This is a genomic window from Microlunatus soli (genome assembly GCF_900105385.1).
GTDB lineage: Bacteria > Actinomycetota > Actinomycetes > Propionibacteriales > Propionibacteriaceae > Microlunatus > Microlunatus soli.
In genome coordinates this window covers 4,538,190-4,562,282 of record NZ_LT629772.1, presented here as the reverse complement: position 1 = coordinate 4,562,282, position 24,093 = coordinate 4,538,190, and the positions used below count along the sequence as shown (strand labels likewise).

Genomic DNA, 24,093 nt, shown 5'->3' with positions numbered 1-24,093 from the left:
TTGCGATGTCCACCACGGCCACCGAGGACGAGACGACTGCACGCCATCGACCGGCGACCACCGACCTCCGCGGTCCGCTGGCCGGTTTGATCGGCCGTCGGCGGCCCGGCTACTCGTTGCCGGCGCCGTTCTACACCGATCGGGCCGTGTTCGATCATGATCTTGCGGCGATCTTCGGCGAACATTGGCTCTTCGTCGGCGCCGAGCCGGAGATCGCCGAGCCCGGCGACTACGTCACCGTGCAGGTCGGGACGTCATCGGTGATCGTGCTGCGCGACGACGACGGCGACGTCCGTGCGCTGCACAACGTCTGCCGGCATCGCGGGACCCGGCTGCTCGACGACCGTCGTGGATCCACCGGCAACATCGTCTGCCCTTACCACCAATGGACCTACGGCACCGACGGGTCGCTGCTGCATGCCGGCCAACAGCCGGCCGGGTTCGACAAGAGTTGCTTCACGATCAAGCAGGTGGCGGTGCGCCGCATCGGCGGATTGATCTTCATCTGCCTGGCCGAGCAGCCGCCGGCCGATGTCGACGAGATGGCCGAACGGATCACCCCGTACCTGCTGCCGCACGACCTCACCCGGACCAGGATCGCCGCCCAGGACGAGGTGATCGTGCAGGCGAACTGGAAGCTGGCGATGGAGAACAACCGGGAGTGTTACCACTGCGAAGGCAGCCACCCGGAGTTGACCTGCGTCTTCTTCCCCACCTACGGCTACGCCGTGGAAGACCTGCCACCGCGACTGTTGCCGGCACATGCCCGCTACCTGGGTGCCGAAGCCGCACTCGAACGGACCTGCGACGAACGCAGCATCCCGTACGCCGCGATCGAGGAGTTGCACGGTCGCCCCACCGGCTTCCGGATCCAGCGCGAGGCGCTGGACGGTGGCGGCGAGTCCTACACCACCGACGGTACGGCCGCCTCGACCAAGCTGCTCGGTGATCTTGACACCGCGAGGCTCGGTCGGCTCAGTCTGCACATCCAGCCGAACGCCTGGTTCCACTTCCTCGGTGATCATGCCGTCGTCTTCTCGTTGCTGCCGCTGGATGTCGACCGGTCGGTGATCAGGACCACCTGGTTGGTGCATTCCGACGCCGTCGAAGGGGTCGACTACGACCATGATCGACTGACCGACGTCTGGCGCAAGACCAACGCCCAGGACGCGGCTCTGTGCCAGCGGGCGCAACTCGGGGTGACCGATCCGGCGTATCAACCGGGGCCGTACGCACCGAACGAGTACCAGGTGGATCACTTCATCCGGTGGTATCTGGAGCGGCTGGAACACAACCTGGGACGGGAGGCCGACCGATGACCGAGATCCTGACCCGTACGACGCCGGCGCCGACCTGGGTCGACGAGGTGGACGGTCCGCTGCGCTGCACCGAGATCGTCGACATCACTCCCGACGTCCGCAGTTTCGGTTTCGTGCTGCCGGTCGGGCAGCTGCGCTTCCTGCCCGGCCAGTACCTCACCTTCAGCTTCGAAATCGACGGTGTCCAGGTCGAACGCTGCTACACGATCTCGTCCACCCCGACCCGCCCCGATCAGCTCACGATCACCGTCAAACGGGTGCCCGGCGGCGAAGTCTCGAACTGGCTCCATGATCAACTGGCGGTCGGCGACATCGTGCGGGCGAGCGGACCGTACGGGCAGTTCAGTCACGCGTTCCATCCCAGCGGCCGCTACCTGTTCCTGACGGCGGGCAGCGGGATCACCCCGGCGATGTCGATGCTGCGCGCGATCACCGACCGCAGCGCGACAACCGAACCGGTCAGCGTGGTCTTCGTGCACTGCGCCCGGACGCCGGACGACATCATCTTCCGCGCCGAACTGGAGGACCTGGCGACCCGGTACGACGTCGAGCTCGCCGTGATCTGCGAGGACGATTCCGCGGCCGAGCAGTGGACCGGGCATCGCGGCCGGCTGACCCTGCCGGTGCTGTTCTCGGTTGCCCCGGATCTGCTCGATCGGGACGTGTTCAGTTGCGGACCGGCGCCGTACATGGCAGCGGTCCGGGAGATGTTGGAACTGATCGGGGCGGATCCGGCGCGACGCCACGAGGAATCGTTCGTGCTCGGCGACGGCCCGGAGGTCGGTGATGATCAGCAGAGCGGGATCAGCTGGCGGATCGAGTTCGCCGGCACCGGCCGGACCATCGACTGCGACGCGGCGACCACCATCCTGCAGGCCGCCACCCGGGCCGGTATCGCGGTGCCGTCGTCGTGCACCGAAGGTGTCTGCGGCACCTGCAAGACCCGGATGATCTCCGGTAGCGTCGACCTGCAGCACGCCGGAGGGATCCGGCAGCGGGAGATCGACCAGGGCAAGATCCTGTTGTGCTGTTCCAGGCCACAGCAGGACGTCGTCCTCGACGCCTGACCCAGCCACCGCAGCCTGTCGAAGGTCCCTGAGCCTGTCGAAGGGAATTCGTCGGGCAACTCTGTCGAGAACGCGTTCCCGGTGCCGACCACAGGGCGAGCGACCGCACCAGCGGTCACCAGTGGAGAGGAAACGCGCGATGAAGTACCTGATCCTGATGCAGGTCGACCCGACCGTGCTCGAAGGTCTGGATGACGATCAGCAGAAGCTGATCATGGACGGCCATCAGAAGTTCATGGCCGACACCACGGCGTCCGGCGAGATGCTGAGCACCAACGCGCTCGGCGACCCGAGCCAGACCACCACCGTCCGGGCCCGCAACGGCAAACCGGAGGTGACCGATGGACCGTATGCGGAGAGCAAGGAATTCATGGGCGGCTACTACCTGCTCGACGTCGAGTCCAAGGAACGCGCGATCGAACTCGCCCAACAGATCCCGGACGCCCAGATCGACGGACTGGCGCTGGAGATCCGGCCGGTGATGTTCTCCGGCGGCGAGCCGCTGTGAGCAGCCGGTGAACGAGCTGGAGGACCTGCTGCGCGACGCCGCGCCGCAGGTCCTCGGCCTGTTGCTGCGGCGCTACGGCAGTGGTCAGTTCGACCTGTGCGAGGACGCCGTCTCCGAGGCGATGCTCGCCACCCACGAGCAATGGCAGCGCGACGGTCTGCCGGACAGCCCGATCGGCTGGCTGACCACTGCCGCCCGGCGCCGGCTGATCGACCGGCTGCGCAGCGACGCCCGCCGTCGGGAACGCGAACTGACCGACGCCCGGCTGGCTCATCCGCTGGCCGAGCAGGCCTTCGACGAACAGGCGGGACGGCATGACGACAGCCTGCAGGTGTTGATGTTGTGCTGCCATCCGGGTCTGCCCCGCTCTGCTCAGGTGGCGTTGACGCTGCGCGCGGTCGGCGGGCTGAGCACCGCGCAGATCGCTCGCGGCTACCTGTTGCCCGAGGCCACGATCGCGCAACGGATCAGCCGGGCCAAGGCGAAGATTCGCGACAACACGGCCGGCTTCCCCGCCGTCACCGATCCGACGGCGCGTCTGGACCCGGTGTTGACGGTGCTGTATCTGATGTTCACCGAGGCACACACTGCCAGCAGCGGTGAGTCGCTCTACGACGTCGATCTGGCCCGGGAGGCGATCCGGCTCACCGAGGGCGTGCATCGGGCGCTTCCCGATCATGGCGAGACCGCGGGCCTGTTGGCGTTGATGTTGTTGACCGACGCCCGCCGGTCGGCCCGGCTCGATGATCATGGCCGGATGGTCCCGCTGGACGAGCAGGACCGTACGCTGTGGGACAGGTCCAAGATCGACCGCGGCACCGCACTGCTGCGACGGACTCTGCCGGGTCGGCCGCCCAGCCCGTACCTGATCCAGGCCTCGATCGCCGCCCTCCATGCCGAGGCGGCGAGTGCGGCGCTGACCGACTGGTCGGAGATCCTTGCCCTGTATGGGATCTTGGAGCGGCTGACCGACAATCCGGTGGTCACCCTGAACCGTGCGGTTGCGGCAGCGATGGTCGGCGGACCGGAGGTCGGGCTGCGGATCGTCGACGAGCTCGGCGACCGGCTGCCATCCGATGATCATCGGCGGCTGGCGGTCCACGCCCACCTGCTGGAGCGGGCCGGTCGGAGCTCGGCGCGGGAGGCGTACCTGGAGGCGTCGAAGCGGACCGATTCGATCGCCGAGCGTGACTACCTGCGGTCGCGGGCGCGTCGGCTGCAGCGCTGACCGAGTCAGCCGGTGGTGATCATCGGCAGCAGCTCGTCCACCGCCGCGCGGACCGCGGCGGCTTCATGATCATCTGGCTGCTCGATCGCCTGCAGCTCGGCATCGGTCCAGGCCCGGTAGGCGGCGATCTCGGTCGCCTTCTGTTCCTCGGTCCAGCCCAGCAACGGTGCCACCAGGTCGGCGACCTCGTCCAGTGCGGCAACGCCCTGCTGCGGCACCTCGTAGACGATCCGGGTCCGGCGAGCCATGATGTCGTCCAGATGCAGCGCACCCTCGTGGCTGACGGCGAAGGCGATTTCGGCCCGCAGATAGGCCGGTGCCTGCTGCAGTGGACGGGCCATCGACGGGTCATCGGTGCAGAGCTGGGCGATCTGGATGATCTCGGCCCCGTAGCGGTGCAGCAGGTGGGAGATCCGCCAGTCGTCCCAGCCGTGTCGTTTGGCCAGGGTCCGGGTGTGTTCCCGGGCACCGGGATAGCCGACCGCGCCGACCAGCGGCACTCCTGCCGTCACCGACGGCAGTCGCTCGGCCCGATCACCCAACGCGAAGTCGACGGCGTCCTTGGCCATCACGCGATAGGTGGTGAACTTGCCGCCGGCGATCGACACCATTCCCGGTTCGGGTTCGGCGACGGTGTGCTCGCGGGAGATCTTGGCCGAGGTGCCCTTGGCGTCGGCAACCGGCTGCAGCAGCGGCCGCAGTCCGGCGTAGTGTCCGACGATGTCGGCCCGCGAGATCGGCCGAGCCAGTACCGCGTTGGCCTGGTCCAGCACGTAATCGATGTCGGACGAGGTCGCCACCGGCCGGGCGACGTCCTCCTTCCACGGGGTGTCGGTGGTGCCGATGATCCAGTACCGCGACCACGGGATGATGAACAGCACACTGGTCGCGGTCTGCAGGATCAGCCCGACCTTGCCGTCGATCCGATCCCGGGGCACGACGATGTGCACGCCCTTGGAAGCCAACACGTGCAGGCTTCCCGGTCCGTCGGTGAGTTTTTCGATCTTGTCGGTCCAGACACCGGTGGCGTTGATCACCGTGGTCGCCCGGGCGTCGAAGGAGTCGCCGGTCTCCAGGTCGACCAGCGTCGCGCCGACCACTCGGTCGCCGTCCTTGATCAACTCCGAGACCTGGGTGCGGCTGGCCGGATGGGCACCGTAGGCCTGCGCGGTGCGGACCAGGTCGGCGACGAACCGGGCGTCGTCGACCGAAGCGTCCCAGTACTGGATCGCCCCGACCGCCGCCTTCGGGTCCAGACCCGGGAACCGCTGCATCAGCCTGCGGTGACTGACATAGCTGTGCCAGGGCAGGGCGCGGCGACGCTGGCCGCGCACCTTGGTGCCGCGGCTGATGCTGGCCAGCCCGTCGTACAGCGAGATGCCGGCCTCGACGTAGGCGCGTTCGATCACCCTGTTGTGCAACGGATAGAGGAACGGCACCGGCTTGACCAGGTGCGGCGCGAGCTGGCTGAGCAGCAGGCCGCGTTCGACCAGCGCCTCGTGCACCAGCTTGAAGTCGAACATCTGCAGGTAACGCAGCCCGCCGTGGATCAGCTTGCTGGACTTGCTGGACGTCCCCGATGCCCAGTCCTGCGCTTCCACCACGGCGGTGTTCAGCCCGCGGGTCGCCGCGTCCAGCGCGATGCCGGCACCGGTCACCCCGCCGCCGATCACCAGGATGTCGAGCTCCTGGTTCGGCCGATTGCTGTCCCGCAGTCGCTGCAGGGCGGCCGCCCGGGAGTCGCCGGTCAACCTGCTGTCGATCATGTTCCTCCGTCGAGCTCGTCTGCTGCCCGCAGCTGGATACATCAGCCTACCGATCGCCGAACGGCGTTTCGGGTCTGGGCGGGCCGATAGGTGACAATGGGCGGCATGCCGTCATCGGATACCACCCGCGGGCTGCTGCCGGTCTCCCGCCGGAGTAGTCAGCTCAGCCTCGTCCCCCGTCTGCGCCTCGCGGCGGCGACCCTGGCCGGCCGGATGGCGTCCAAGGCCTCCCGGCTGTCCGGTCGCGGCACCGGCACCGCCATCCGCGGCCAGGTGATGCTCAAGGTCGACCCGGAGTCGATGGCCAAGCTGCTCGCCGACCGGCGGATCGCGATGGTGTCCGGCACCAACGGCAAGACCACCACCACTCACCTGCTGGCAGCCTCGGTCCGCAACGCACTCGGCGCCGATCCGACCCCCGATGCGCAGTTGGTGCACAACGCCGACGGCGCCAACCTGCACAGCGGGATCACCGCCGCGCTGTCCACCAAACCCGATGCCGGGATCGCGATCCTGGAGACCGACGAGCGGGTGGTGGCCGACGTCGTCCGGGTCGGTCGGCCGGAAGTGCTGGTGCTGCTCAACTTCAGCCGGGATCAGCTGGACCGCCATCACGAGATCAAGGCCCTGGCCCGGGCCTGGCGCAATGCGCTGATCGAGGCCGGTGACGACGGACCGGTGGTGGTCGCCAACGCCGACGAGCCGCTGGTCGTCTGGGCAGCGCAGAAGGCACGCCGTACGGTCTGGGTCGACACCGCGAGCAGCTGGCTGCAGGACGCCGTACTCTGCCCCGAATGCGGCGGTGCGCTGCGCCGCCGGGACGCCGACGGCGGATTGGCCTGGTATTGCGCGGACTGTGGCCTGGCCGAACCGGCGGCCGACTATCGGGTGGTCGAGGACAAGATCGTCTCCCCCGACGGCCGGACCTGGGATCCGCAGCTGCAGGTGCCGGGCAAGTTCAACATCAGCAATGCGGCCTGCGCGCTGGCGGCAGCCGGGCTGCTCGGCATCGACCCGGAGACGGCGATCCCGGGCATGCAGACGGTCACCTCTCCGGCCGGCCGGTTCGGCACCGCACACTTCGGTTCGACCAGCGCCCGGCTGCTGCTGGCCAAGAACCCGGCCGGCTGGGCCGAGGCGCTGCCGCTGGTGCAGACCGACACGGTGATCCTGGCCATCGATTCGGCTGCCGCCGACGGCCGGGACGTGTCCTGGCTGTGGGATGTGGAGTACGAGCAGTTGGCCGGCCGGCGGGTGATCGCCACCGGCCCGCGGGCCCAGGACCTGGCCGTCCGGCTGGGCTATGCCGAGGTCGAGCACCGCTGCGTACCCGAGTTGTCCGATGCGGTGCTCGGGCACACCGAACCGGTCGACATCGTGGCGACGTACACGCCGTTCCAGCGACTGCGCAAGATGGGAGGACTGGCATGAACGCGTCCGGTTTCGGCGGTGGCAAGCGGGTCCACGTCGTCCTGCTGTATCAGTCGTTGCTCGGCATCTACGGCGACCGTGGGAATGCCACCGTGCTGGTCCGCCGGCTCGCCTGGCGCGGCTACGACCCGGTGCTCAGTGTGGTCGAGCCGGGCGATCCGCTGCCCACCGACGGTGATGTCTATCTGCTCGGCGGCGGCGAGGACGCCGCCCAGATCTCCGCGGTCAAGGCGCTCAAGGCCGACGGCACCATCTACCGTGCGGTGGACCGTGGGGCCGCCGTGTTCGCCGTCTGCGCCGGCTATCAGATCCTCGGGAAGTCCTTCACCGTCGGGGACAACGACGCCGTCACCGAAGGGCTCGGGCTGCTCGACGTGACCACCACCCGCGGCCCGGTCCGGGCGGTCGGCGAGTTGCTCGGCCGCTGGATCGGCCATGACGGTGACGAGCAGTGGCTGACCGGCTTCGAGAACCACGGCGGCTACACCCGGCTCGGGCCCGACGCTCAGCCGGTCACCCGGGTCGAGGTCGGCATCGGCAACTGCAACGACGGCACCGACGGCGCCCAGAACGGCAACGTGCTGGCGATCTATCCGCACGGCCCCGCCCTGGCCCGCAACCCGGCGCTGGCCGATCACGTCCTCGAGTTGGCCCTGAAGACCGAACTGCCGGCGATCGACCGACCGGAGATCGCCGAGCTCCGTCGGCAACGCATCGCCGCCGCGCGCCGCTGACTGTCAGCCGAGGACGGTGGCGCCGGCCACGGCCATCGCCTGGATGAACTCGCCGGAGGTGTCCCGTTCGCGGAAGGTCTTGAAGGTGTTCCGGGAGAGCCGGTTGATCCGTTCGTGGCTGACCGTCAGCTGCAGCTTGCCGGTGCCTTGCGAATCCAGCGAGATGTCGCTGTTGGACACCATCGCGTTGGACCAGACACCGAACGAGACCGACGGGTAGGACCAGCCACCAGCCGGTTCGTCGTCGGGGGTGAAGCTGAGCATTCCACCGCTCAGGGTGAGGACGCCGAACCCGGCCAACGGATCGAGGTGACCGTCGCGGCGGACGTGGGCGTTCCACTGCCCGTTGCCCGCTGCGGCGGGACTGCCAGGAGCCAGCGGCTGACGACCCGGGTTGCGGGACATCCGGACCACCACCGCGACGATTCCCACTGCCACCAACACCATCGGCATCGCGAACAGAAACGAAATCGGCCCCAGAGACATCTCGCCAGTATGGCCCTCGCCAGGTTCACCACCCCACCACCCGCCGACCCGTCAGTTCCTCCCCGGTTTACGGCGTGTGTCGGGGAGAAACTGACGGGTCGGCGGGGGTGGGTGGGGTGGTTGGATGGGGATGTGAGCGATGTCGTGATCATCGGAGGCGGGCACAACGGGCTGGTGGCGGCCGGCTATCTGGCGCGGGCCGGGCGGTCGGTGACCGTGTTGGAGGCCCGTGATCGGTTCGGTGGCGCGGTGGCCGGCGAGCCGATCTTCCCCGGTGTCGGGGCCCGGCTGTCCCGCTTCTCCTACCTGGTGTCGCTGCTGCCGGACAAGATCATCTCCGATCTCGATCTGCAGCTGGAGTTGCGATCGCGGTCCGTCGGGTGCTACACGCCGGTCGCTGATCATGGCCTGCTGGTCGAACGTCCCGAGGGCTCGGCGACTGCGGCATCGTTTGCCGAACTGACCGGCGGCAAGGGCGAATACGAAGCCTGGCAGCGGTTTCATGATGATCTTGGTCGGGTCGCGACGACGGTCGCACCGACGCTGACCGAGCCACTGCCCCGGGCGCAGCAGATCCGGGAGCGAATCGGCGAGGAGCTGATGTCGGCGCTGGCCGAACGACCGATCGGCGACCTGGTGGTCGACCGGTTCGTCGACGACACCGTACGGGGCACCCTGCTGACCGACGCCCTGATCGGCACCGAGGCCGGCGTGCATGATCGGAGCCTGGTGCAGAACCGTTGCTTCCTCTATCACGTGATCGGCAACGGCACCGGCGAGTGGAAGGTGCCGGTCGGAGGGATGGGTGCCGTCGCCGCAGCCCTGGAACGGTCCGCCCGCGATGCCGGCGCGGCGTTGATCACCGACGCACGCGTCACCGACCTGCGGCGGGTTGATGATCACTGGCAGATCGACACGGCCGACGGCCGGCGGGGACAGGCGCCGTACGTGTTGGCCAACTGCGCGGACTGGACGCTACGGAAGCTGCTCGGCGAGACACCGACAGCACCGAAGCCGGTCGGTAACCAGCTCAAGATCAACATCGTGTTGCGTCGGCTACCCCGGCTGCGATCCGGTCTCGACCCCCGGACGGCATTCGCCGGCACCCTGCACCTGCATCAGGGTTACCGCGAGTTGCTCGCCGCCCACCAGGCGGCGACCGCCGGCAGGCTCCCCGATCCGTTCCCCTGCGAGGTGTACTGCCACACGTTGACCGATCCCAGCATCCTGGCTGCCGAGTTGATCAAGGACGGCTGGCACACCCTGACCCTCTTCGGGCTGCACGCGCCGGCGTCGCTGTTCGTCGCCGATCCCGACGGGATGCGTGATCGGGCCGCGGCCGCTGCCCTGGCCAGCCTGGAGTCGGTGTTGGCCGAGCCACTGGCCGACTGCATCGCCTCCGATCCGGCCGGCAATCCGTGCGTGGAGGTGATGACTCCGCTGGATGTCCAGGCGTCCGTCGGGATGCCCGGCGGGCACATCTTCCACGGCGATCTCTCCTGGCCCTGGCTCGCCGACGACGAGCCGGCCGACACTCCGGCCCGGCGGTGGGGTGTGGACACCGGCCACCCCGGACTGCTGCTCTGCGGCTCCAGCAGCCGTCGCGGCGGCGCGGTCAGCGGCCTCGGCGGACACAGCGCGGCGATGGCCCTGCTGGAGACCTGATTCGGCCCCCGGTGGCTCGATTTTTCCTGGCGCGGGTAGCCTGCTAATGTTCTTCCTCGCGCGCCATTAGCTCAATTGGCAGAGCAGCTGACTCTTAATCAGCGGGTTCGGGGTTCAAGTCCCTGATGGCGCACCAGCTCTCCTTAGCCTGAGCGGCATACTCACCCGGGTAGACATCAACGCTGATGGAGACCCTCATGACTGATTCCTCCCGCCCTGCCGTCGTCCTCGTACACGGTGCCTGGCATGCCCCCTGGCATTGGCATCAGGTGGTCGATCGCCTCCGGAACAGTTCCCAGCCGGCGGTCGACACCGTCGACCTGCCCAGCTGTTCGAGCGGCGGCGACCTGCACGACGACGCGACGGCGATTCGCACGACACTCGACCGGTACGACGACGTGCTGCTGGTCGCCCACTCCTACGGCGGCATCCCCGCGACCGAGGCCGCGACCGGCCATCCGGCTGTCCGCGAACTGCTGTATCTGTCGGCGTACATGGCCGACCTCGGTGAGTCCCTCGGCGGTTTCGAACCGGCCGACGAGCCGCTCAACATCCACCCGCGGACCGACTGCGAGATGCTCGACGACGGCACCGTGATCATGAAACCCGATCGGGCCGCCGAGGTGCTGTTCCACGACTGCCCGGACCCGGACAGTGCCGTTGATCATCTCCGGCCGATGACGCTCGCGGCGATCGGCCAATCACCGGATTCTGTTGCCTGGAAGGAGATCCCGTCGAGTTACGTGGTCACCACCGCGGACCGGGCGACCGCTGTCTCCGTGCAGCGACGGCTGAGTGACCGAGCCGGCCGGGTCTTCGAGATCGACTGCGGGCACTCCTCGTTCCTGGCTCGTCCGGACCGGGTCACCGAGATCATCGACCAGGTGCTGAGCACGCGGCCGACGACCTGACCCGTCCCGTACGCTGCCGGTGTGCCCCATCTGACCATCGTGACCTGTGGCGCCCCGTTGGCCGCCCGCACCGCCGACCTCACCACCGCGGCGGTCGACCGTGGCTGGGAGGTCGCCTATGCGGTCACCGAGTCGTCCCGTGCCTGGCTGACCGACGTCGACCTCGGCGACAGCGGGTTCCGTCGGCCCGATCAACCCAAGCGGCCCCGACCCGACGCCGTCATCGTCCTGCCGTTGACCTTCAACACCGGCAGCAAATGGGCGCTCGGGATCGCCGACAACCGGCCACTCAGTCTGCTCTGCGAGTCCCTCGGCGCCGGGCTACCGATCGCCGCCGTGCCGCTGGTCAACCGGTCATTGTGGGGACATCCGGCGTGGGCCGGGCATCTCGACGTCCTGACCGGCGCCGGCGTCGTGCTGATCGACCCGCTGACCGGCCACCGCGACGCCGGTCCGGTGACCTCCGATCACACCGACGGGCTGGTCGCCAGCTTCGATCCGCGTTGGCTGCTGGATGCGCTGCCGGGGCGGGATTGATCAGCGTTTCGGTCCTTCGACAGGCTCAGGACCCTTGCTGCGAGTCGGGCATGATGAGATGGGCGACGTGGATCGACCCAGCACACTGGCCGCAGCGCTGCGGCGGATGGCCCCGGGGGCGCGGTTGGTCGACGTCCGCGAGTTGCCCGGTGGGATGTCTGCCCAGATCACGGCGTTGGACGTGGACTTCCCGGACGGATCACGGACCGTCGTCGTCCGGCAGTACGGCCCGAAGAACATCGCCGCCGACCCGCGACCTGCCAGCACCGAGACCACCCTGCTCGGATCGTTGCGGGCTGCCGGCATCCCGGTGCCGGCCCCGCTGTACGCCGACGACGGCACCGACCTGCTCGGCGGGCCGTTCTGTGTCGTCGAGTTCATCTCGGCCGACGGCCCACCGGCGGACTGGTCTGACGCCGTCGCCGAGCAGGTGGTCGACGTCCTGACCCGGCTGCATCGACTGCCCGTGACAACGGTCGGCACACTGCTGGCGCCGTACGCCGACCGGATCGACCGCTGGCTGGCCCAGCCGCCGGAGCAGCCGGACGAGGCGATGCGGGAGTCCCGGATCAGGACCGTGTTGGCGGAGAACTGGCCCCGGCGGCGCGAACTGCCCAGCCGCATCCTGCACGGCGACTTCTGGCCGGGCAACACGATGTGGGCCGACGGCCGGCTGCGGTCGGTGATCGACTGGGAGGACGCCGCGATCGGCGACCCGCGGTCGGATCTGGCGAACCTGCGGCTGGAGCTCACCTGGGCCTACGGGCCCGACGCCGCCGAGGATGCGACGACGCGCTATCTCGACTCGGTCGCCGACCTCGGAGCCGGCGAGCCGGCCACCGACGATCTGGCGCTGTGGGACCTTGCGGCGGCCAGTCGCCCGGTCGGTCGGCTCGCCGAATGGGGCCTCGACCCCGCCACCTGGGAGGAGTTCCTGCGCCGCTACCAGGACTTCGTCGACAGGGCGTTGCGGCAACTCGAGCCGCGCTGACGACGCCCCGCACTCGGGTTCGTCACAGGTTCGCCCGAATGACAACCGCAACCTGTGACGAACCCAACAAGTCTGGGGTCGACCGGACTTCGGAAGGGTCGGATTCAGCGGTTAGATTCGAAACGTGGATCAGATCCGTGGACATCTGCTGCTCTTCCTGGCAGTCGCCATCGGATCGGCCATCCCCTTCGTACCGACCGGCGAGATGGTCAGCGGCAGCTCGGCGCTGGCCGCGCACTCCCGGCTCGACGTGGTGTTGATCTTCCTGATCACCTGGGCCGCATCGGTGCTCGGCGACACCATGCTGTTGCTGGAGGCCCGGCTCGGCGCCCGCAAGCTGCGACCCTGGTTGGCTCGTCGCAAGTATGCGGGCCGGGTGACGCAGGCGGAGCAGAAGCTGCACAAGAACGCGTTCAGCGCGATCGTCACCGGACGGCTGATCCCCGGCGGCCGGGCGCCGGTGGTGATCGCGCTGGGACTGGGCCGCTATTCGATCCGCCGATTCGTCGCCTTCGACGCGGTCGCCTGCGGGCTGTGGGCGTTGATCTATTCGACGATCGGCAGCATCGGCGGACGGATCGCCAACCACCCGCTCTGGGGCATCGTGATCGCGATCGCTTTCGCCGTGTGCATGAGCGTCCTGGTGCAGCAACTGATCAAGTTGGTGCATTGGCAGCGGAATCGGCGGGCCGACGAAGCGACCCGCCGACGTGAGCTCGAACCCCGTACCGATCTGTTGAACGATCTGACCTACGTCACCGACCAGCTGAGCGTGCCGCACCAGCAGAGCGATACCGACTCACCACAGCCTCAGATCAGGCCCGGTCAGCGGCCCCAGTCCCAGAGAGAGCGGTCTCAGAGATAGAGACCGGTCCGGCCGTCGTTCAACCGTTCGGCGGCGACCGCGTGCAGATCACGTTCGCGCAGCAGGATGTAGTCCTGACCGCGGACCTCGACCTCGGCCTTCTCCTCGGGGTCGAACAGCACCCGGTCGCCGACCTTGACGACGCGTACGCTCGCCCCGACCGCCACCACCTCGGCCCAGGCCAGTCGACGGCTCATCGACACCGTCGCCGGGATCAGGATGCCGCTACCGCTGCGTCGTTCACCCGGGTCTGCCTCCCGGCTCACCAGGACCCGATCGTGCAGCATCCGGATCGGCAGATCGGTGCCGGTGTCGGTACTTCTGCTCTGTCCCGGCGCGCCTGTCGCGCCGGAGTCGCCTGCGGTCAGCTCGTCCTCCTGGCTGAGTTGGTGATGGAGTGAGGTCGGTGTGGGTGCAGACCCTCAGTCGCGCTTCGTGGCCTTCGGTCCGCGGACCAGTCGGCGGACGACGATCAGGAACGTGACGGCGCCGGCCACACCGCCGCCGATCGCGGCCAGCCTGGACGTCCGCAACTCCCCGTTGGGGTAGACGAACTGCGACTTCACGTTGTCCAGTTCGGCGGCAACGAGGGCACGGACGCTGTCGATCTGGCGTTGCTTGACCCGCTGCGGGTGGACCAGGTCGATCAGTTCCTCGATCGAGGAAGCCAACCGGTCGCGGGTCGCTGCCTGTTCGGCCTCGATCTGCGCACGTGTCCGCGGGTGCTTCGCGCCTGCCGCTTCGGCCACGGTGACCTCTCCCATCTGCCTGCCTGTCGATCAGCACCCCGGTCGACCCCACCGAAACCCTTCGGCGGGTGACCGATCATGCTGCCTGTCGGCCCAGCGTATTGCACACCAGGGCTCACCCTCATCGGGGTGCGGACCTTGCCGGTGTCAGGGCGTCGGGCGCGGGGGCTAAGGTGCTCCTCATGAGCGACCGTCTGACCCCCGGCGACACCGCACCGGCCTTCAGCCTCACCGAGGCCGACGGCAGCACCGTCTCGCTGTCCGACTTCGCCGGCAAGCGGGTCATCATCTACTTCTACCCCGCCGCTATGACGCCGGGCTGCACCACTCAGGCGGTCGATTTCACCGCCTCGATGGACGAACTGAGCGCCGCGGGCCTGAGCGTGCTCGGCATCTCCCCCGACGAGCCGGGCAAGCTCGCCAAGTTCAAGGAGAAGGAGTCGATCAGCTTCCCGCTGCTGTCCGATCCCGACAAGGAGACCCTGTCGGCGTGGGCGGCCTACGGGGAGAAGCTGCTCTACGGCAAGCTGATCGAGGGCGTCATCCGGTCCACCTTCGTGGTCGATGTCGACGCCGCCGGCGTCGGGACGGTTGCCGTCGCTCAGTACAACGTGCGCGCGAAGGGTCACGTGGCCAAGCTGCGGCGCGAGCTGGCGGTCTGATCCGGCGGCTCCTAACCGCGGAAGACCACGTTCCAGTCGTGATAAGCGACCACGCTGACACCCGGGGTGTTGAAGTAGGGGTCGGCGGCGACCAGTTCCTCGGCCTTCTCCCGGGAGTCGGTGTCGAAGACCACCAGCGCGCCGGAGTCGTCGGCCCAGGGGCCGGCGCCGAAGACCAGGCCGTCGTCGGTCAACTGCTGCAGCCGGTCGCGGTGTTGCGGGCGCAGCGCGATCCGTTCCGGATCGGGGTTCTGATAGGTCAACTGGACGGCGATCATGGCGCTCACGCTAGCGGGGCGTCGGTACCGTCGAATCGGCGGCCTGCCGCATCCTGCAGGGCAAGCCGGCGCAGGGCCAGCAGCAACGGCTCGATCAGGATCGTGCCGAGCACTGCCTGACGGACGGCCGCCTCCGGCGAGTCCATCGGTACGGTGGCCACCTCGGCGACGGCGAGCCCGTGCAACTGCCGCGCATACGCCAGCACGCCGCCGGGGATCAACGCCAGCCCGGCCTGATCGATCGCGGTCAAGGCCTGGGCCAGATCGTCCAGGACCTTGGTGTTCGCGGCGACCCGCCAGCCGAGCTCGTCGACGATCGCGGTGGCCTGCTGCCGGTATTCCTCCCCCACCGCATCCGACCGTGACCGTTCGCCGCCGGTCTGCGGCTCGAGCGATTCCGAAGCTCGGCCGAGCATCTCGTTCGGCGATTCCGGCGGATCGTCGACCGCGGCCAGCACACCACGGATCTCGGCGATCGACAGTCGTCCCGGACCGAGCAGCGCCCGGATCAGCCGCAGCCGATCGAGGTGACTGTCGTCGTACTGGGCCTGGGTCGCGGCGGTCAACTCACCGGCGTGCAGCAAACCCTCACGCAGGTAGTACTTGATCGTCGCCGTCGCCACCCCACTGCTGCGGGACAACTCCGATATGCGCACCGGATCCTCCTTGTCGAGCCTTTTAGACAGTGCTACTCTCCATTATTGGAAAGTGTTGCTACCTAGTATGCCGGAAGGACCGATCATGTCTGCACGCACCCCATCCGCGAGCAATCCCGACGGGAGCAACCGCACTGCGATCAAACACGGTCGGATGACCCATGACTACGACGGTGACCTCGTCGTCTTCCTGATCGGCATGACGATCAACAAGTGGTGGCGGATCGACAAGTGGCTGCCGGTGTTCCGGGCGATGCCACGGATGCTTGCCGAGCTCTCCCGCGACAAGGAGTCCGGACTGCTCGGCTATCGGCTGATCTTCGACCTGCGCGGGCCATGGCTGGTCCAGTACTGGAAAAGTCTGGACAAGCTGTACGGCTACGCCTCGGACCCGCAGGCCAGTCACCGTCCGGCCTGGGCCGCCTTCAATCGCAGCACGCGGGACGGCAGCGGAGCCGTCGGCGTCTGGCACGAGACCTACCCCGTTGCCAAGGCAGAGTCGATCTACGTGCACACCCGCCCCCAGGGTCTGGCCACGGCAACGGCGATCCGTCCGGTCAGCAGGCGGATGAACAGCGCCCGGGAGCGGATCGACGGCGCCGGAGACTCCGATCGGCCCTGATCTCCTCGTCCATGATCGGGAAGCCGGGTGAACGGGACGCTACGGTGTTCCGGTGAGCACTCGGCTGGTCCTGGATTGCGACACCGGCACCGACGACGCGGTGGCGATCATGGCCGGCGTCGGCCATCCCGATCTTGACCTGGTGGCGATCACCACCGTGAACGGCAACGTCGCACTCCAGCACAGCACCGAGAACACCCTGCGGGCCTTGGAGCATGTCGGAGCGACGGTGCCGGTGCACCCGGGCTCACCGCGGCCGCTGGTCCGGCCGGACCTGCCGATCCCCCGCGATGTCCTCAATGCCGACAATCCGGACTTCCAGGTGGCGGAGCTGGATCTGGCACCGTCGCACAGCAGACCGAGCGAGAGCTCGGCCGTCCGCTTCTTGATCGACTTCTTCGCTGATCGTGCCAACGACGATGTCGCGTTGGTGGCGACCGGGCCGCTGACGAACATCGCGCTGGCAGTGGCCGCCGAGCCCGGCCTGGCGAACCGGATCAGCCGGCTGGTGCTGATGGGCGGTGCACACCTCGGCGGCAACGTCACCCCGGTGGCCGAATTCAACATCTGGGCCGACCCGGAGGCCGCCCGGATGGTCCTCTCGGCCGGCATCGCCGACGTGGTGATCTTCGGCCTGGACGCCACCCACAGCGTGCCCCTGACCTTGGCCGACTGCGATCACCTGGACCGGATCGGCACCCCGGCTGGCACCGCATCGGCGACCATGGTGCGGCACCGGATCCGGCAGGATCAGGGCACCTATCCCGACGCGGACCTGCCGTCGGCACCGGTGCACGACCCGCTCTGCCTGGCCTACCTGGTCAATCCGGAGGTGATCACCGAGGGCGGACGTTTCCCGGTCTCGGTCGAGACCGCCGGCGAGCAGACCCTCGGCCAACTGATCCTCGACACCCGCCCCTGGGCACCCGAGCCGCCGAACGCGACCGTCGCGCTGCGCGCGTCGGCAGAGCTCTACCGGGAGTTCCTGTTCGACGGCTGCGGTGCGCGAGGGGGGAATTGAACCCCCACGTCCGAAGACACCAGAACCTAAATCTGGCGCGTCTACCTGATTCCGCCACTCGCGCGAGCAGACCAACAGTAGCCAATCTTTGCGCCCGAGACGATCTCGTCGACGACTCCCGGCGTCAGCCCGCGGCACGGATCTCCCTTGCCGGGCCGCCTTGATGAACTCGACCTCACGAGTAGAAGCCGAGGCTTGTCTCCTCCAGGTTTGCCCGGACAATGCCGTCGAACAGACAGACCGTCGGGTAGTTCGGCATCAGCCCGGCCATCGACGACCGGGCAGGTCGGCGTCACATCGGTGGCGGCCGCCGCGATCTTGCCGAGCCCGTCGCCCTGACGATGCAGATCGGCAATCTGCAACCGCTCCTCCAAGGACAGATAGCGCCCGACGGCGGTCGCCCCGGTCGGTGATACTTCCCGGACTCCGCACACGACACCGTCGACAAATCCCACGACCACAACACCTCACGTGTGTGAGTCCCTTGGAGTGGTGGGGTTTCGGGGTTCGGTGAGTCGTCGCTGTTGAGGGCGCCACCGGCGGGATTCTCGGTGTGTACCGCCAAGTACTCACTGAAGGATGGTCCCACCGATGGCGTTGTCCCAGTCTGTCGCATCCGAGCTGCTTGCAGCGTTTCGTGCCGGTGAAGGCGTTGACCTGATCCGGGAATCGGTTCGGATGGTGATGCAGGAACTGATCGAGACCGAAGCGACCGAACAGATCGGCGCCGGCCCTTATGAACGCACCGACACACGCACGACTCAGCGCAACGGATCTCGTCCGCGGCTGGTCTCCACCCAGGCCGGTGATGTTCAGCTCCAGATCCCGAAGCTGCGGCAGGGATCGTTCTTCCCGGTGATCTTGGAACGCCGACGGCGGATCGATCAGGCCTTGTATGCGGTGGTGATGGAGGCCTGGGTGAACGGTGTCTCGACCCGTGCAGTCGACGATCTTGTCGTCGCTTTGGGCATCGGGACCGGTATCAGCAAGTCCGAAGTGAGCCGGATCTGTGCCGGTCTGGACGAGCAAGTCACCGCGTTCCGGACCCGGCCCTTGCACCACACCAGCTTTCCCTACGTGTTCCTCGACGCGACCTACCTGCATGTCCGACGCACCGGACAGGTCACCTCGATGGCCGTGGTGGTGGCGACCGGGGTGACCGCCAGCGGCGGCCGGGAGATCCTCGGTATCGACGTCGGCGACAGCGAGGACGAGGTGTTCTGGCGCGGTTTCCTCCGCACCCTGCGCGAGCGTGGCCTGTCCGGAGTCCAACTGCTCATCTCCGACCAACACGCCGGTCTGGTCGCCGCTCTGGACCGGCAGTTTCAAGGGGTGGCGCATCAACGCTGCCGGGTCCACTTCGCCCGCAACCTGCTCGCGCTGGTGCCCAAGTCCCACAAGGACATGGTCGCCTCGGTGTTCCGAACCGCGTTCGCCCAACCCGACCCAACAGCAGCTGCAGCGGTCTGGGACCAAGTCCGAGACCAACTCGCGCAAACCTTTCCCAAGATCGGTCCGCTGATGGACGACGCGAAAGCCGAAGTCCTTGCCTTCACCACGTTCCCCCGTAGTCACTGGGCCAAGATCTGGTCGACCAACCCGATCGAACGGATCAACCGCGAGATCAAACGCCGCGCCCGCGTCGTCGGAATCTTCCCCAACGAGGCCAGCGTCATCCGCCTCGTCGGCGCCGTGGTCAACGACCTCCACGACGAATGGCAAGTCGCCGAACGCCGCTACCTCTCCGAAACCAGCATGGCCAAACTCCGCCCCGACAGCGATACTGGACCCGTTGCCGCGATCGAGACCGGCAACTAGACACCGAGAATCAACTCGAAAACCCACCACTCAGCGGGGCTCTATCCCTCACGTCATCAGGTGTTGCAACGACCGGTTGAAACCGCCCGACCGCCAAGAACGCAACAGGGCCGGGCCCCACCCCGCCCATTCGCCCACGGGCACAGCCGCTGGTGCTACAAAATCAGCGCCGCCACCACCCCGCACTCCAAACCGACCGGCCGCCGGAACGATCACCGAGCAACCTCACACACATCGGATCGAACCCGGCGCGCCGTCGCACAGCGGATGATCGCCCAGGCAGAAGATCGGGTCGCGTCGCGCTACTCGAGCTTCGGAGTTGTCGACCCGCGATCCGGAGAACTCGATTCCCGAGAAAGTCGGAATCCGGGCGGCAACGGAAACTCGCCGTCCACAAAGGCACCGACAGCCCGGACCGACCTTGCCCTGTCAGGCCCCACCGCCGGGCCGGCCCGGCGGACGAAGAGGGTCGCACAGCCTTCACACGCAGGGGTGTCCGGTCATCGGGCGCGCGTTCGGTCGGGAACGCGCGCCCGATCCGGATGGATTCAGGCGGGGTTGTTCGCGACTCCTTCGTCGATCGGCGCCTTGCGGGCGCCGGTGATCACCGCGTAGCTGGCCCCGGCGATCGCGGCACCGATGATCGGCGCGACGATGAACAGCCATACCTGCGCGAGCGCCCCGCCACCGGCGAACCAGGCGACGCCGAGCGAACGGGCCGGGTTGACCGAGGTGTTGGTGATCGGGATGCCGACCAGGTGGATGATCGTCAGCGCCAGGCCGATCGCGATCGGAGCGAAGCCCTTCGGTGCGCGATCATCGGTGGCGCCGAGGATCACGTAGAGGAACATCGCGGTCAGCACGATCTCGGCGATCAGGCAGGCGACCAGCGAGTAGCCGCTCGGTGACCGGTCACCGTAGCCGTTGCTGGCGAAACCGCTCTCCACGGCGCTGAAGCCGGACTTGCCGCTGGCGATGGCGAACAGGATCAGACCGGCAAAGCTGGCCGCGACGATCTGGGTGACGATGTAGGTCGGAACCCATTTCCATTCGATCCGCTTTGCCACGGCGAGGCCGACGGTGACGGCCGGGTTGAAGTGACCGCCGGACACGTGACCGACGGCGAAGGCCATCGTCAGGACGGTCAGGCCGAAGGCCAGTGCGACGCCGACATAGCCGATACCGACCGGGAATTTGTCAGGGCTGAGCGCGGTGGCCGCGAAGATCGCCGAGCCACAGCCGCCGAACACCAGCCAGAACGTACCGAGGAACTCCGCACCGACGCGTGCGGGTAGGGAAGGTGAATCCACGATCATTCTCCTCAGAGATGAAGTAGTCCCCGAGACCATGGGAGGTCTGCAACGCAAACCAAGATCAGCCTAAGGGAACTTTCGCAGATCTTGCGGTATTGATGGGTTCGTCTGGATTTCGGAACGGCAACGACCTTGATTCCGTCTGAGTCTCAGGACGCAGCAGTACGACGCCAGGTCACCCAACTGAAGCCGTCATGATCATCATCGCGATCGGTCTGCCGCCAGACCGTGCTGTCGATCACCGGGAAGGTGGCGTCGCCGTCCGGCTCGGCGTGCACCTCGGTGATCTCCAGCCGGTCGCAGACACCCATCGCCGCGCGATAGATGTCGCCCCCGCCGGCGATCACCGTCGGACCCTCCGGATCGATCGCAGCTGCCCGGTCCAGTGCCGACGTCAGCGAGTCGACGACCTGCACCTCGTCGTGGCCGGGAGCCCGCCAGGCCTGGTTGCGGGTGATCACGATGGTGGTCCGCTCCGGCAGCGGCCGACCGATCGAGTCGTAGGTCTTGCGGCCCATGATCAACACGTGGCCCTTGGTCAGCCGCTTGAATCTCGGCAGGTCACCCTTCAACCGCCACGGGATCGCGCCGTCGGCGCCGATCACGCCGTTGCGGGCGACGGCTGCGATCGCGACGACTTCAGGCATGCGTTTCCTCGGATCGGTGATGGGGCAACGGGAGGAGCCCTTCGACAAGCTCGGGGATCGTGGGTCAGACGGCGATCGGGGCTTTGATGCCCTTGTGCGGGTCGTAGCCCTCGATGCTGATGTCGTCCAGGGTGAAGCCGTCGATGTCGGTGACCTCCGGATTCAAGATCAACTTCGGCAGCGGGCGGGGCTCACGGGTGAGCTGCCGCTTGGCCTGCTCGACGTGGTTGACGTACAGGTGGGCGTCGCCGAGGGTGTGCACGAAGTCGCCGACACCGAGGCCGGTGACCTGAGCGACCATATGCGTCAACAGAGCGTAGGAGGCGATGTTGAACGGGACGCCGAGAAAGATGTCGGCCGATCGCTGGTAGAGCTGACAGCTGAGCCGGCCGTCAGCGACGTAGAACTGGAACATCGTGTGGCACGGCGGCAACGCCATCTGGTCGATGTCGGCGACGTTCCACGCGTTGACGATGTGTCGGCGGGACTCGGGGTTGCTGCGGATCGAATCGATCACCGCGGCGATCTGGTCGATCGAATGTCGTTCGCCGTTGTCGCCGGCCACCGGATCGGGCCAGGAACGCCACTGGTAGCCGTAGATCGGCCCGAGCTCGCCGTCCTCGTCGGCCCATTCGTCCCAGATCGTCACATCGTTGTCCCGCAGCCACCCGATGTTGGTGGAGCCCTTGAGGAACCACAGCAACTCGGCGAACACCGACCGGGTGTGGATCCGCTTGGTCGTCAACAGCGGGAATCCGTCGGAGAGATCGAAGCGCATCTGGTAGCCGAAGACGCTGAGCGTCCCGGTGCCCGTCCGGTCACCCTTCGGCGTCCCCTTGGTGAGCACATGGTCCAGCAGATCCAGATACGTCCTCATCGCTTCTCCCCTTCCGCCAGCAGTCCGACCATCACCTCGACCATCGCCCGCACCGCCTTGCCACGATGGCTGATCGCGTCCTTGGCCTCGGCGGTCAGCTCGGCATAGGTCAACTCCGAACCGTCCGGCACGAACATCGGGTCGTAGCCGAACCCATTATCCCCGCGCAGCTCGTCGATCACCCGACCCGGCATCTCACCGTGTCGGACGTACTCCCGGCCGTCCTGGCCGGGAAAGACGAGCGCGATCGCGCTGACGAACGCTGCCTGCCGGCGACCGTCGGCGAGGTCGTGCAACTGGGCCAGCAGCAGATCGTTGTTGGCCTCGTCGGTGGCGTCCGGACCGGACCAGCGGGCCGACCGCACACCGGGCATCCCGTTCAGCGCGGCGACCGCGAGTCCGGAGTCGTCGGCCAGCGCAGGCAGACCGGTCTGCTCCGCGCAGACCCGCGCTTTGATCAGTGCATTGCCCTCGAAGGTCCACTCGGTCTCGGCGGGCTCGGGGTAGGTCGGGAAATCGGCCAGCCCGAGCAGTTCGATCTCCATCCGCCCGGAGGTGACGACCGGATGCTCACCGAGGATCCGGCGCATCTCGACCAGCTTCTTGGCGTTATTGGTGGCCAGCACCACCTGATGGCGGGTCATCGGCGCCCTCAGCCCTGCAGCGCAGAGCGTTGCAGCTCGGTCAGGGTCGTACAGCCACCGGCAGCCAGGTCGAGCAGCTGATTGAGCACGCCGCGATCGAAGGGTCGGCCCTCGGCGGTGCCCTGCACCTCGATGAAGTCACCGTTGCCGCTCATCACCACATTCATGTCGGTGTCGGCGACCGAGTCCTCGTTGTAGGCCAGGTCGAGCATCGGCACACCGTCGACCACGCCGACCGAGATCGCCGACACCGAACCGGTCAACGGCTCACCGGCCAACCGGTTGCGGTCCCGCAGCCAACCGACCGCGTCGCTCAAAGCCACGTAGGCACCGGTGATCGACGCCGTCCGGGTGCCGCCGTCGGCCTGCAGCACGTCACAGTCGAGCACGATCGTGTTCTCGCCGAGTGCCTTGTAGTCGATGATCGCCCGCAGGCTGCGGCCGATCAATCGGCTGATCTCGTGGGTCCGGCCGCCGACCCGGCCCTTGATCGACTCGCGGTCGTTGCGGGTGTTGGTCGAGCGGGGCAACATCGCGTACTCACTGGTCACCCAGCCGAGCCCCGACCCCTTCCGCCAGCGCGGCACCCCCTCGGTGACGCTGGCGGCGACCAACACCCGGGTCCTGCCGAACTCGACCAGTACCGAGCCCTCGGCGGAGTCGAGCCAGCCGCGGGTGAACTTCACCTCGCGGAGCTGATCCAACGCACGACCGTCGGCCCGCTGCCCTGATCCGGTCGTCGGTGCTCCCGCTCCGGTCGATGGGTTTGCGGTGGTCGAATTCGCCTCGGTCATGCCGCCAACCCTAACCAGCGACTCCGACATCCTTCGACGGCCGTCCGACTGCAGTAGCAGCTAGTGCGGTCCGTGGGCCGATCCGTCGTCTTCTGGACATGCCTAACGTGTCGATCATGATGAGACGTCTGTTCGGAATCGTCGCGGGGATGATCGCTACGGCGTTGCTGATCAGCAGCGCGTCCGCCGCCGGCCCGATCCACGCCGTGCTGGCCGAGATTCGGTAGCCGACCTACGATCCGGAGTGGCTGCTGTCGTTGGACATGGGACCGAATCCGGTGCTCGCCGAGGTCGCCGGATTCGAGGTGCTGACCTGGCATCCCGCCGACTACTGGGCCAAGCACACCCAACTGACCGGCGGCCTCACCGACGTCCGGCCAGGGTGCCGTCGGACAGCCTGGAGTTCTGGTTGCGCTGGGAGGACGCCGTCGGCGGCACTGGGCGCCGGGCGGCCGGCCCTCGGTCTGGTCCATGTGACCGCCCGAAAGCCCCGCTGACAACCGG

Annotated in this window: 27 protein-coding genes and 2 tRNA genes; 17 read left to right on the top strand and 12 right to left on the bottom strand. The window is 67.7% G+C overall.

What is annotated here, in order from left to right:
• Positions 1–5 precede the first annotated feature (5 nt).
• The 4 genes from BLU38_RS20845 (at position 6) to BLU38_RS20830 (ending at position 4,122) form a co-directional block, all read left to right on the top strand.
• On the top strand, positions 6–1,319 hold the full coding sequence (locus BLU38_RS20845) for an aromatic ring-hydroxylating oxygenase subunit alpha (RefSeq protein WP_091532880.1): 1,314 nt from the start codon (positions 6–8) through the stop codon (positions 1,317–1,319).
• On the top strand, positions 1,316–2,386 hold the full coding sequence (locus BLU38_RS20840) for a hybrid-cluster NAD(P)-dependent oxidoreductase (RefSeq protein ID WP_091527339.1): 1,071 nt from the start codon (positions 1,316–1,318) through the stop codon (positions 2,384–2,386). Before BLU38_RS20845 ends, BLU38_RS20840 begins: the two co-directional genes overlap by 4 nt.
• A gap of 139 nt (positions 2,387–2,525) precedes the next feature.
• Positions 2,526–2,894, top strand: coding sequence for a YciI family protein (locus tag BLU38_RS20835; protein ID WP_091527338.1), 369 nt, complete (start codon positions 2,526–2,528; stop codon positions 2,892–2,894).
• 7 nt (positions 2,895–2,901) lie between these two features.
• Positions 2,902–4,122, top strand: coding sequence for an RNA polymerase sigma factor (locus BLU38_RS20830; RefSeq protein ID WP_091527337.1), 1,221 nt, complete (start codon positions 2,902–2,904; stop codon positions 4,120–4,122).
• Between the two features lie 5 nt (positions 4,123–4,127).
• Here the strand turns inward: BLU38_RS20830 and BLU38_RS20825 are convergent, their stop codons facing one another.
• Positions 4,128–5,888 carry a glycerol-3-phosphate dehydrogenase/oxidase gene (locus BLU38_RS20825; protein ID WP_091527336.1) on the bottom strand — a complete coding sequence of 587 codons (1,761 nt, stop codon included), beginning with the start codon at positions 5,886–5,888 and terminating at the stop codon, positions 4,128–4,130.
• 276 nt (positions 5,889–6,164) lie between these two features.
• Here BLU38_RS20825 and BLU38_RS20820 point away from each other — a divergent pair, with 276 nt between their 5' ends.
• Both BLU38_RS20820 and BLU38_RS20815 read left to right on the top strand, forming a co-directional pair.
• Positions 6,165–7,319: a Mur ligase family protein gene (locus BLU38_RS20820; RefSeq protein WP_231920424.1), complete on the top strand. Its 1,155-nt coding sequence runs from the start codon at positions 6,165–6,167 to the stop codon at positions 7,317–7,319.
• Entirely contained in the window at positions 7,316–8,053 is a 738-nt protein-coding gene (locus tag BLU38_RS20815) for a type 1 glutamine amidotransferase (protein WP_091527335.1), read from the top strand. The genes BLU38_RS20820 and BLU38_RS20815 overlap by 4 nt, the downstream gene beginning before the upstream one ends.
• 3 nt (positions 8,054–8,056) lie before the next feature.
• Here the strand turns inward: BLU38_RS20815 and BLU38_RS20810 are convergent, their stop codons facing one another.
• Positions 8,057–8,539: a hypothetical protein gene (locus BLU38_RS20810; protein WP_157683595.1), complete on the bottom strand. Its 483-nt coding sequence runs from the start codon at positions 8,537–8,539 to the stop codon at positions 8,057–8,059.
• A 132-nt stretch (positions 8,540–8,671) separates the two neighbouring features.
• On the opposite strand from BLU38_RS20810, the gene BLU38_RS20805 reads away from it, so the two are divergent.
• The 6 genes from BLU38_RS20805 to BLU38_RS20780 all read left to right on the top strand — a co-directional run bounded on the left by BLU38_RS20805 (position 8,672) and on the right by BLU38_RS20780 (position 13,508).
• Positions 8,672–10,204 carry a phytoene desaturase family protein gene (locus BLU38_RS20805; protein ID WP_231919960.1) on the top strand — a complete coding sequence of 511 codons (1,533 nt, stop codon included), beginning with the start codon at positions 8,672–8,674 and terminating at the stop codon, positions 10,202–10,204.
• A gap of 60 nt (positions 10,205–10,264) precedes the next feature.
• Positions 10,265–10,340 (top strand) — tRNA-Lys (locus BLU38_RS20800).
• 61 nt (positions 10,341–10,401) lie between these two features.
• Positions 10,402–11,115, top strand: coding sequence for an alpha/beta hydrolase (locus BLU38_RS20795; RefSeq protein ID WP_157683594.1), 714 nt, complete (start codon positions 10,402–10,404; stop codon positions 11,113–11,115).
• Positions 11,116–11,136: 21 nt separating this feature from the next.
• On the top strand, positions 11,137–11,652 hold the full coding sequence (locus BLU38_RS20790) for a flavoprotein (protein ID WP_091527331.1): 516 nt from the start codon (positions 11,137–11,139) through the stop codon (positions 11,650–11,652).
• A gap of 67 nt (positions 11,653–11,719) precedes the next feature.
• Positions 11,720–12,643, top strand: coding sequence for a phosphotransferase family protein (locus BLU38_RS20785; RefSeq protein WP_157683593.1), 924 nt, complete (start codon positions 11,720–11,722; stop codon positions 12,641–12,643).
• Positions 12,644–12,767: 124 nt separating this feature from the next.
• Complete coding sequence (locus BLU38_RS20780) at positions 12,768–13,508, top strand: DedA family protein (protein ID WP_091527329.1); 741 nt, start codon at positions 12,768–12,770, stop codon at positions 13,506–13,508.
• On the opposite strand, the gene BLU38_RS20775 is transcribed toward BLU38_RS20780, so the two are convergent.
• Complete coding sequence (locus tag BLU38_RS20775; RefSeq protein ID WP_091527328.1) at positions 13,499–13,795, bottom strand: GroES family chaperonin; 297 nt, start codon at positions 13,793–13,795, stop codon at positions 13,499–13,501. The two genes, BLU38_RS20780 and BLU38_RS20775, sit on opposite strands and share 10 nt — an antisense overlap.
• Before the next feature lie 135 nt (positions 13,796–13,930).
• Positions 13,931–14,272: a DUF3618 domain-containing protein gene (locus BLU38_RS20770; RefSeq protein ID WP_091527327.1), complete on the bottom strand. Its 342-nt coding sequence runs from the start codon at positions 14,270–14,272 to the stop codon at positions 13,931–13,933.
• A 167-nt stretch (positions 14,273–14,439) separates the two neighbouring features.
• Between BLU38_RS20770 and bcp the strand changes: the two genes are divergently transcribed.
• Positions 14,440–14,919 (top strand): thioredoxin-dependent thiol peroxidase, encoded by a 480-nt coding sequence (gene bcp / locus BLU38_RS20765; protein ID WP_091527326.1) that lies wholly within the window; start codon positions 14,440–14,442, stop codon positions 14,917–14,919.
• A gap of 11 nt (positions 14,920–14,930) precedes the next feature.
• On the opposite strand, the gene BLU38_RS20760 is transcribed toward bcp, so the two are convergent.
• A complete protein-coding gene (locus tag BLU38_RS20760; protein WP_091527325.1) occupies positions 14,931–15,197 on the bottom strand; it encodes a YciI family protein in 267 nt (88 codons plus the stop codon).
• Between the two features lie 5 nt (positions 15,198–15,202).
• On the bottom strand, positions 15,203–15,853 hold the full coding sequence (locus BLU38_RS20755; RefSeq protein WP_091527324.1) for a MerR family transcriptional regulator: 651 nt from the start codon (positions 15,851–15,853) through the stop codon (positions 15,203–15,205).
• Positions 15,854–15,938: 85 nt separating this feature from the next.
• Here BLU38_RS20755 and BLU38_RS20750 point away from each other — a divergent pair, with 85 nt between their 5' ends.
• Positions 15,939–16,475, top strand: coding sequence for a DUF4188 domain-containing protein (locus tag BLU38_RS20750; RefSeq protein ID WP_091532876.1), 537 nt, complete (start codon positions 15,939–15,941; stop codon positions 16,473–16,475).
• A 52-nt stretch (positions 16,476–16,527) separates the two neighbouring features.
• Complete coding sequence (locus tag BLU38_RS20745; RefSeq protein ID WP_091527323.1) at positions 16,528–17,496, top strand: nucleoside hydrolase; 969 nt, start codon at positions 16,528–16,530, stop codon at positions 17,494–17,496.
• Here the strand turns inward: BLU38_RS20745 and BLU38_RS20740 are convergent.
• Positions 17,478–17,560 (bottom strand) — tRNA-Leu (locus tag BLU38_RS20740). The genes BLU38_RS20745 and BLU38_RS20740 overlap by 19 nt on opposite strands.
• Before the next feature lie 527 nt (positions 17,561–18,087).
• Here BLU38_RS20740 and BLU38_RS20735 point away from each other — a divergent pair.
• On the top strand, positions 18,088–19,314 hold the full coding sequence (locus BLU38_RS20735) for an IS256 family transposase (RefSeq protein WP_091532027.1): 1,227 nt from the start codon (positions 18,088–18,090) through the stop codon (positions 19,312–19,314).
• Positions 19,315–19,862: 548 nt separating this feature from the next.
• Here BLU38_RS20735 and aqpZ read toward each other — a convergent pair.
• From aqpZ to rph, 5 genes are all read right to left on the bottom strand, one after another.
• Positions 19,863–20,624, bottom strand: coding sequence for an aquaporin Z (gene aqpZ, locus BLU38_RS20730; protein WP_231919959.1), 762 nt, complete (start codon positions 20,622–20,624; stop codon positions 19,863–19,865).
• 152 nt (positions 20,625–20,776) lie between these two features.
• On the bottom strand, positions 20,777–21,274 hold the full coding sequence (locus BLU38_RS20725) for a dihydrofolate reductase (protein WP_091527321.1): 498 nt from the start codon (positions 21,272–21,274) through the stop codon (positions 20,777–20,779).
• 64 nt (positions 21,275–21,338) lie between these two features.
• Positions 21,339–22,151 carry a thymidylate synthase gene (locus tag BLU38_RS20720; protein WP_091527320.1) on the bottom strand — a complete coding sequence of 271 codons (813 nt, stop codon included), beginning with the start codon at positions 22,149–22,151 and terminating at the stop codon, positions 21,339–21,341.
• Positions 22,148–22,795, bottom strand: coding sequence for an RdgB/HAM1 family non-canonical purine NTP pyrophosphatase (gene rdgB / locus BLU38_RS20715; RefSeq protein WP_091527319.1), 648 nt, complete (start codon positions 22,793–22,795; stop codon positions 22,148–22,150). Before rdgB ends, BLU38_RS20720 begins: the two co-directional genes overlap by 4 nt.
• 8 nt (positions 22,796–22,803) lie before the next feature.
• Complete coding sequence (gene rph / locus BLU38_RS20710; RefSeq protein ID WP_091527318.1) at positions 22,804–23,589, bottom strand: ribonuclease PH; 786 nt, start codon at positions 23,587–23,589, stop codon at positions 22,804–22,806.
• Positions 23,590–23,852: 263 nt separating this feature from the next.
• On the opposite strand from rph, the gene BLU38_RS20705 reads away from it, so the two are divergent.
• Positions 23,853–24,086 (top strand): hypothetical protein, encoded by a 234-nt coding sequence (locus BLU38_RS20705; RefSeq protein WP_091527317.1) that lies wholly within the window; start codon positions 23,853–23,855, stop codon positions 24,084–24,086.
• Positions 24,087–24,093 lie beyond the last annotated feature (7 nt).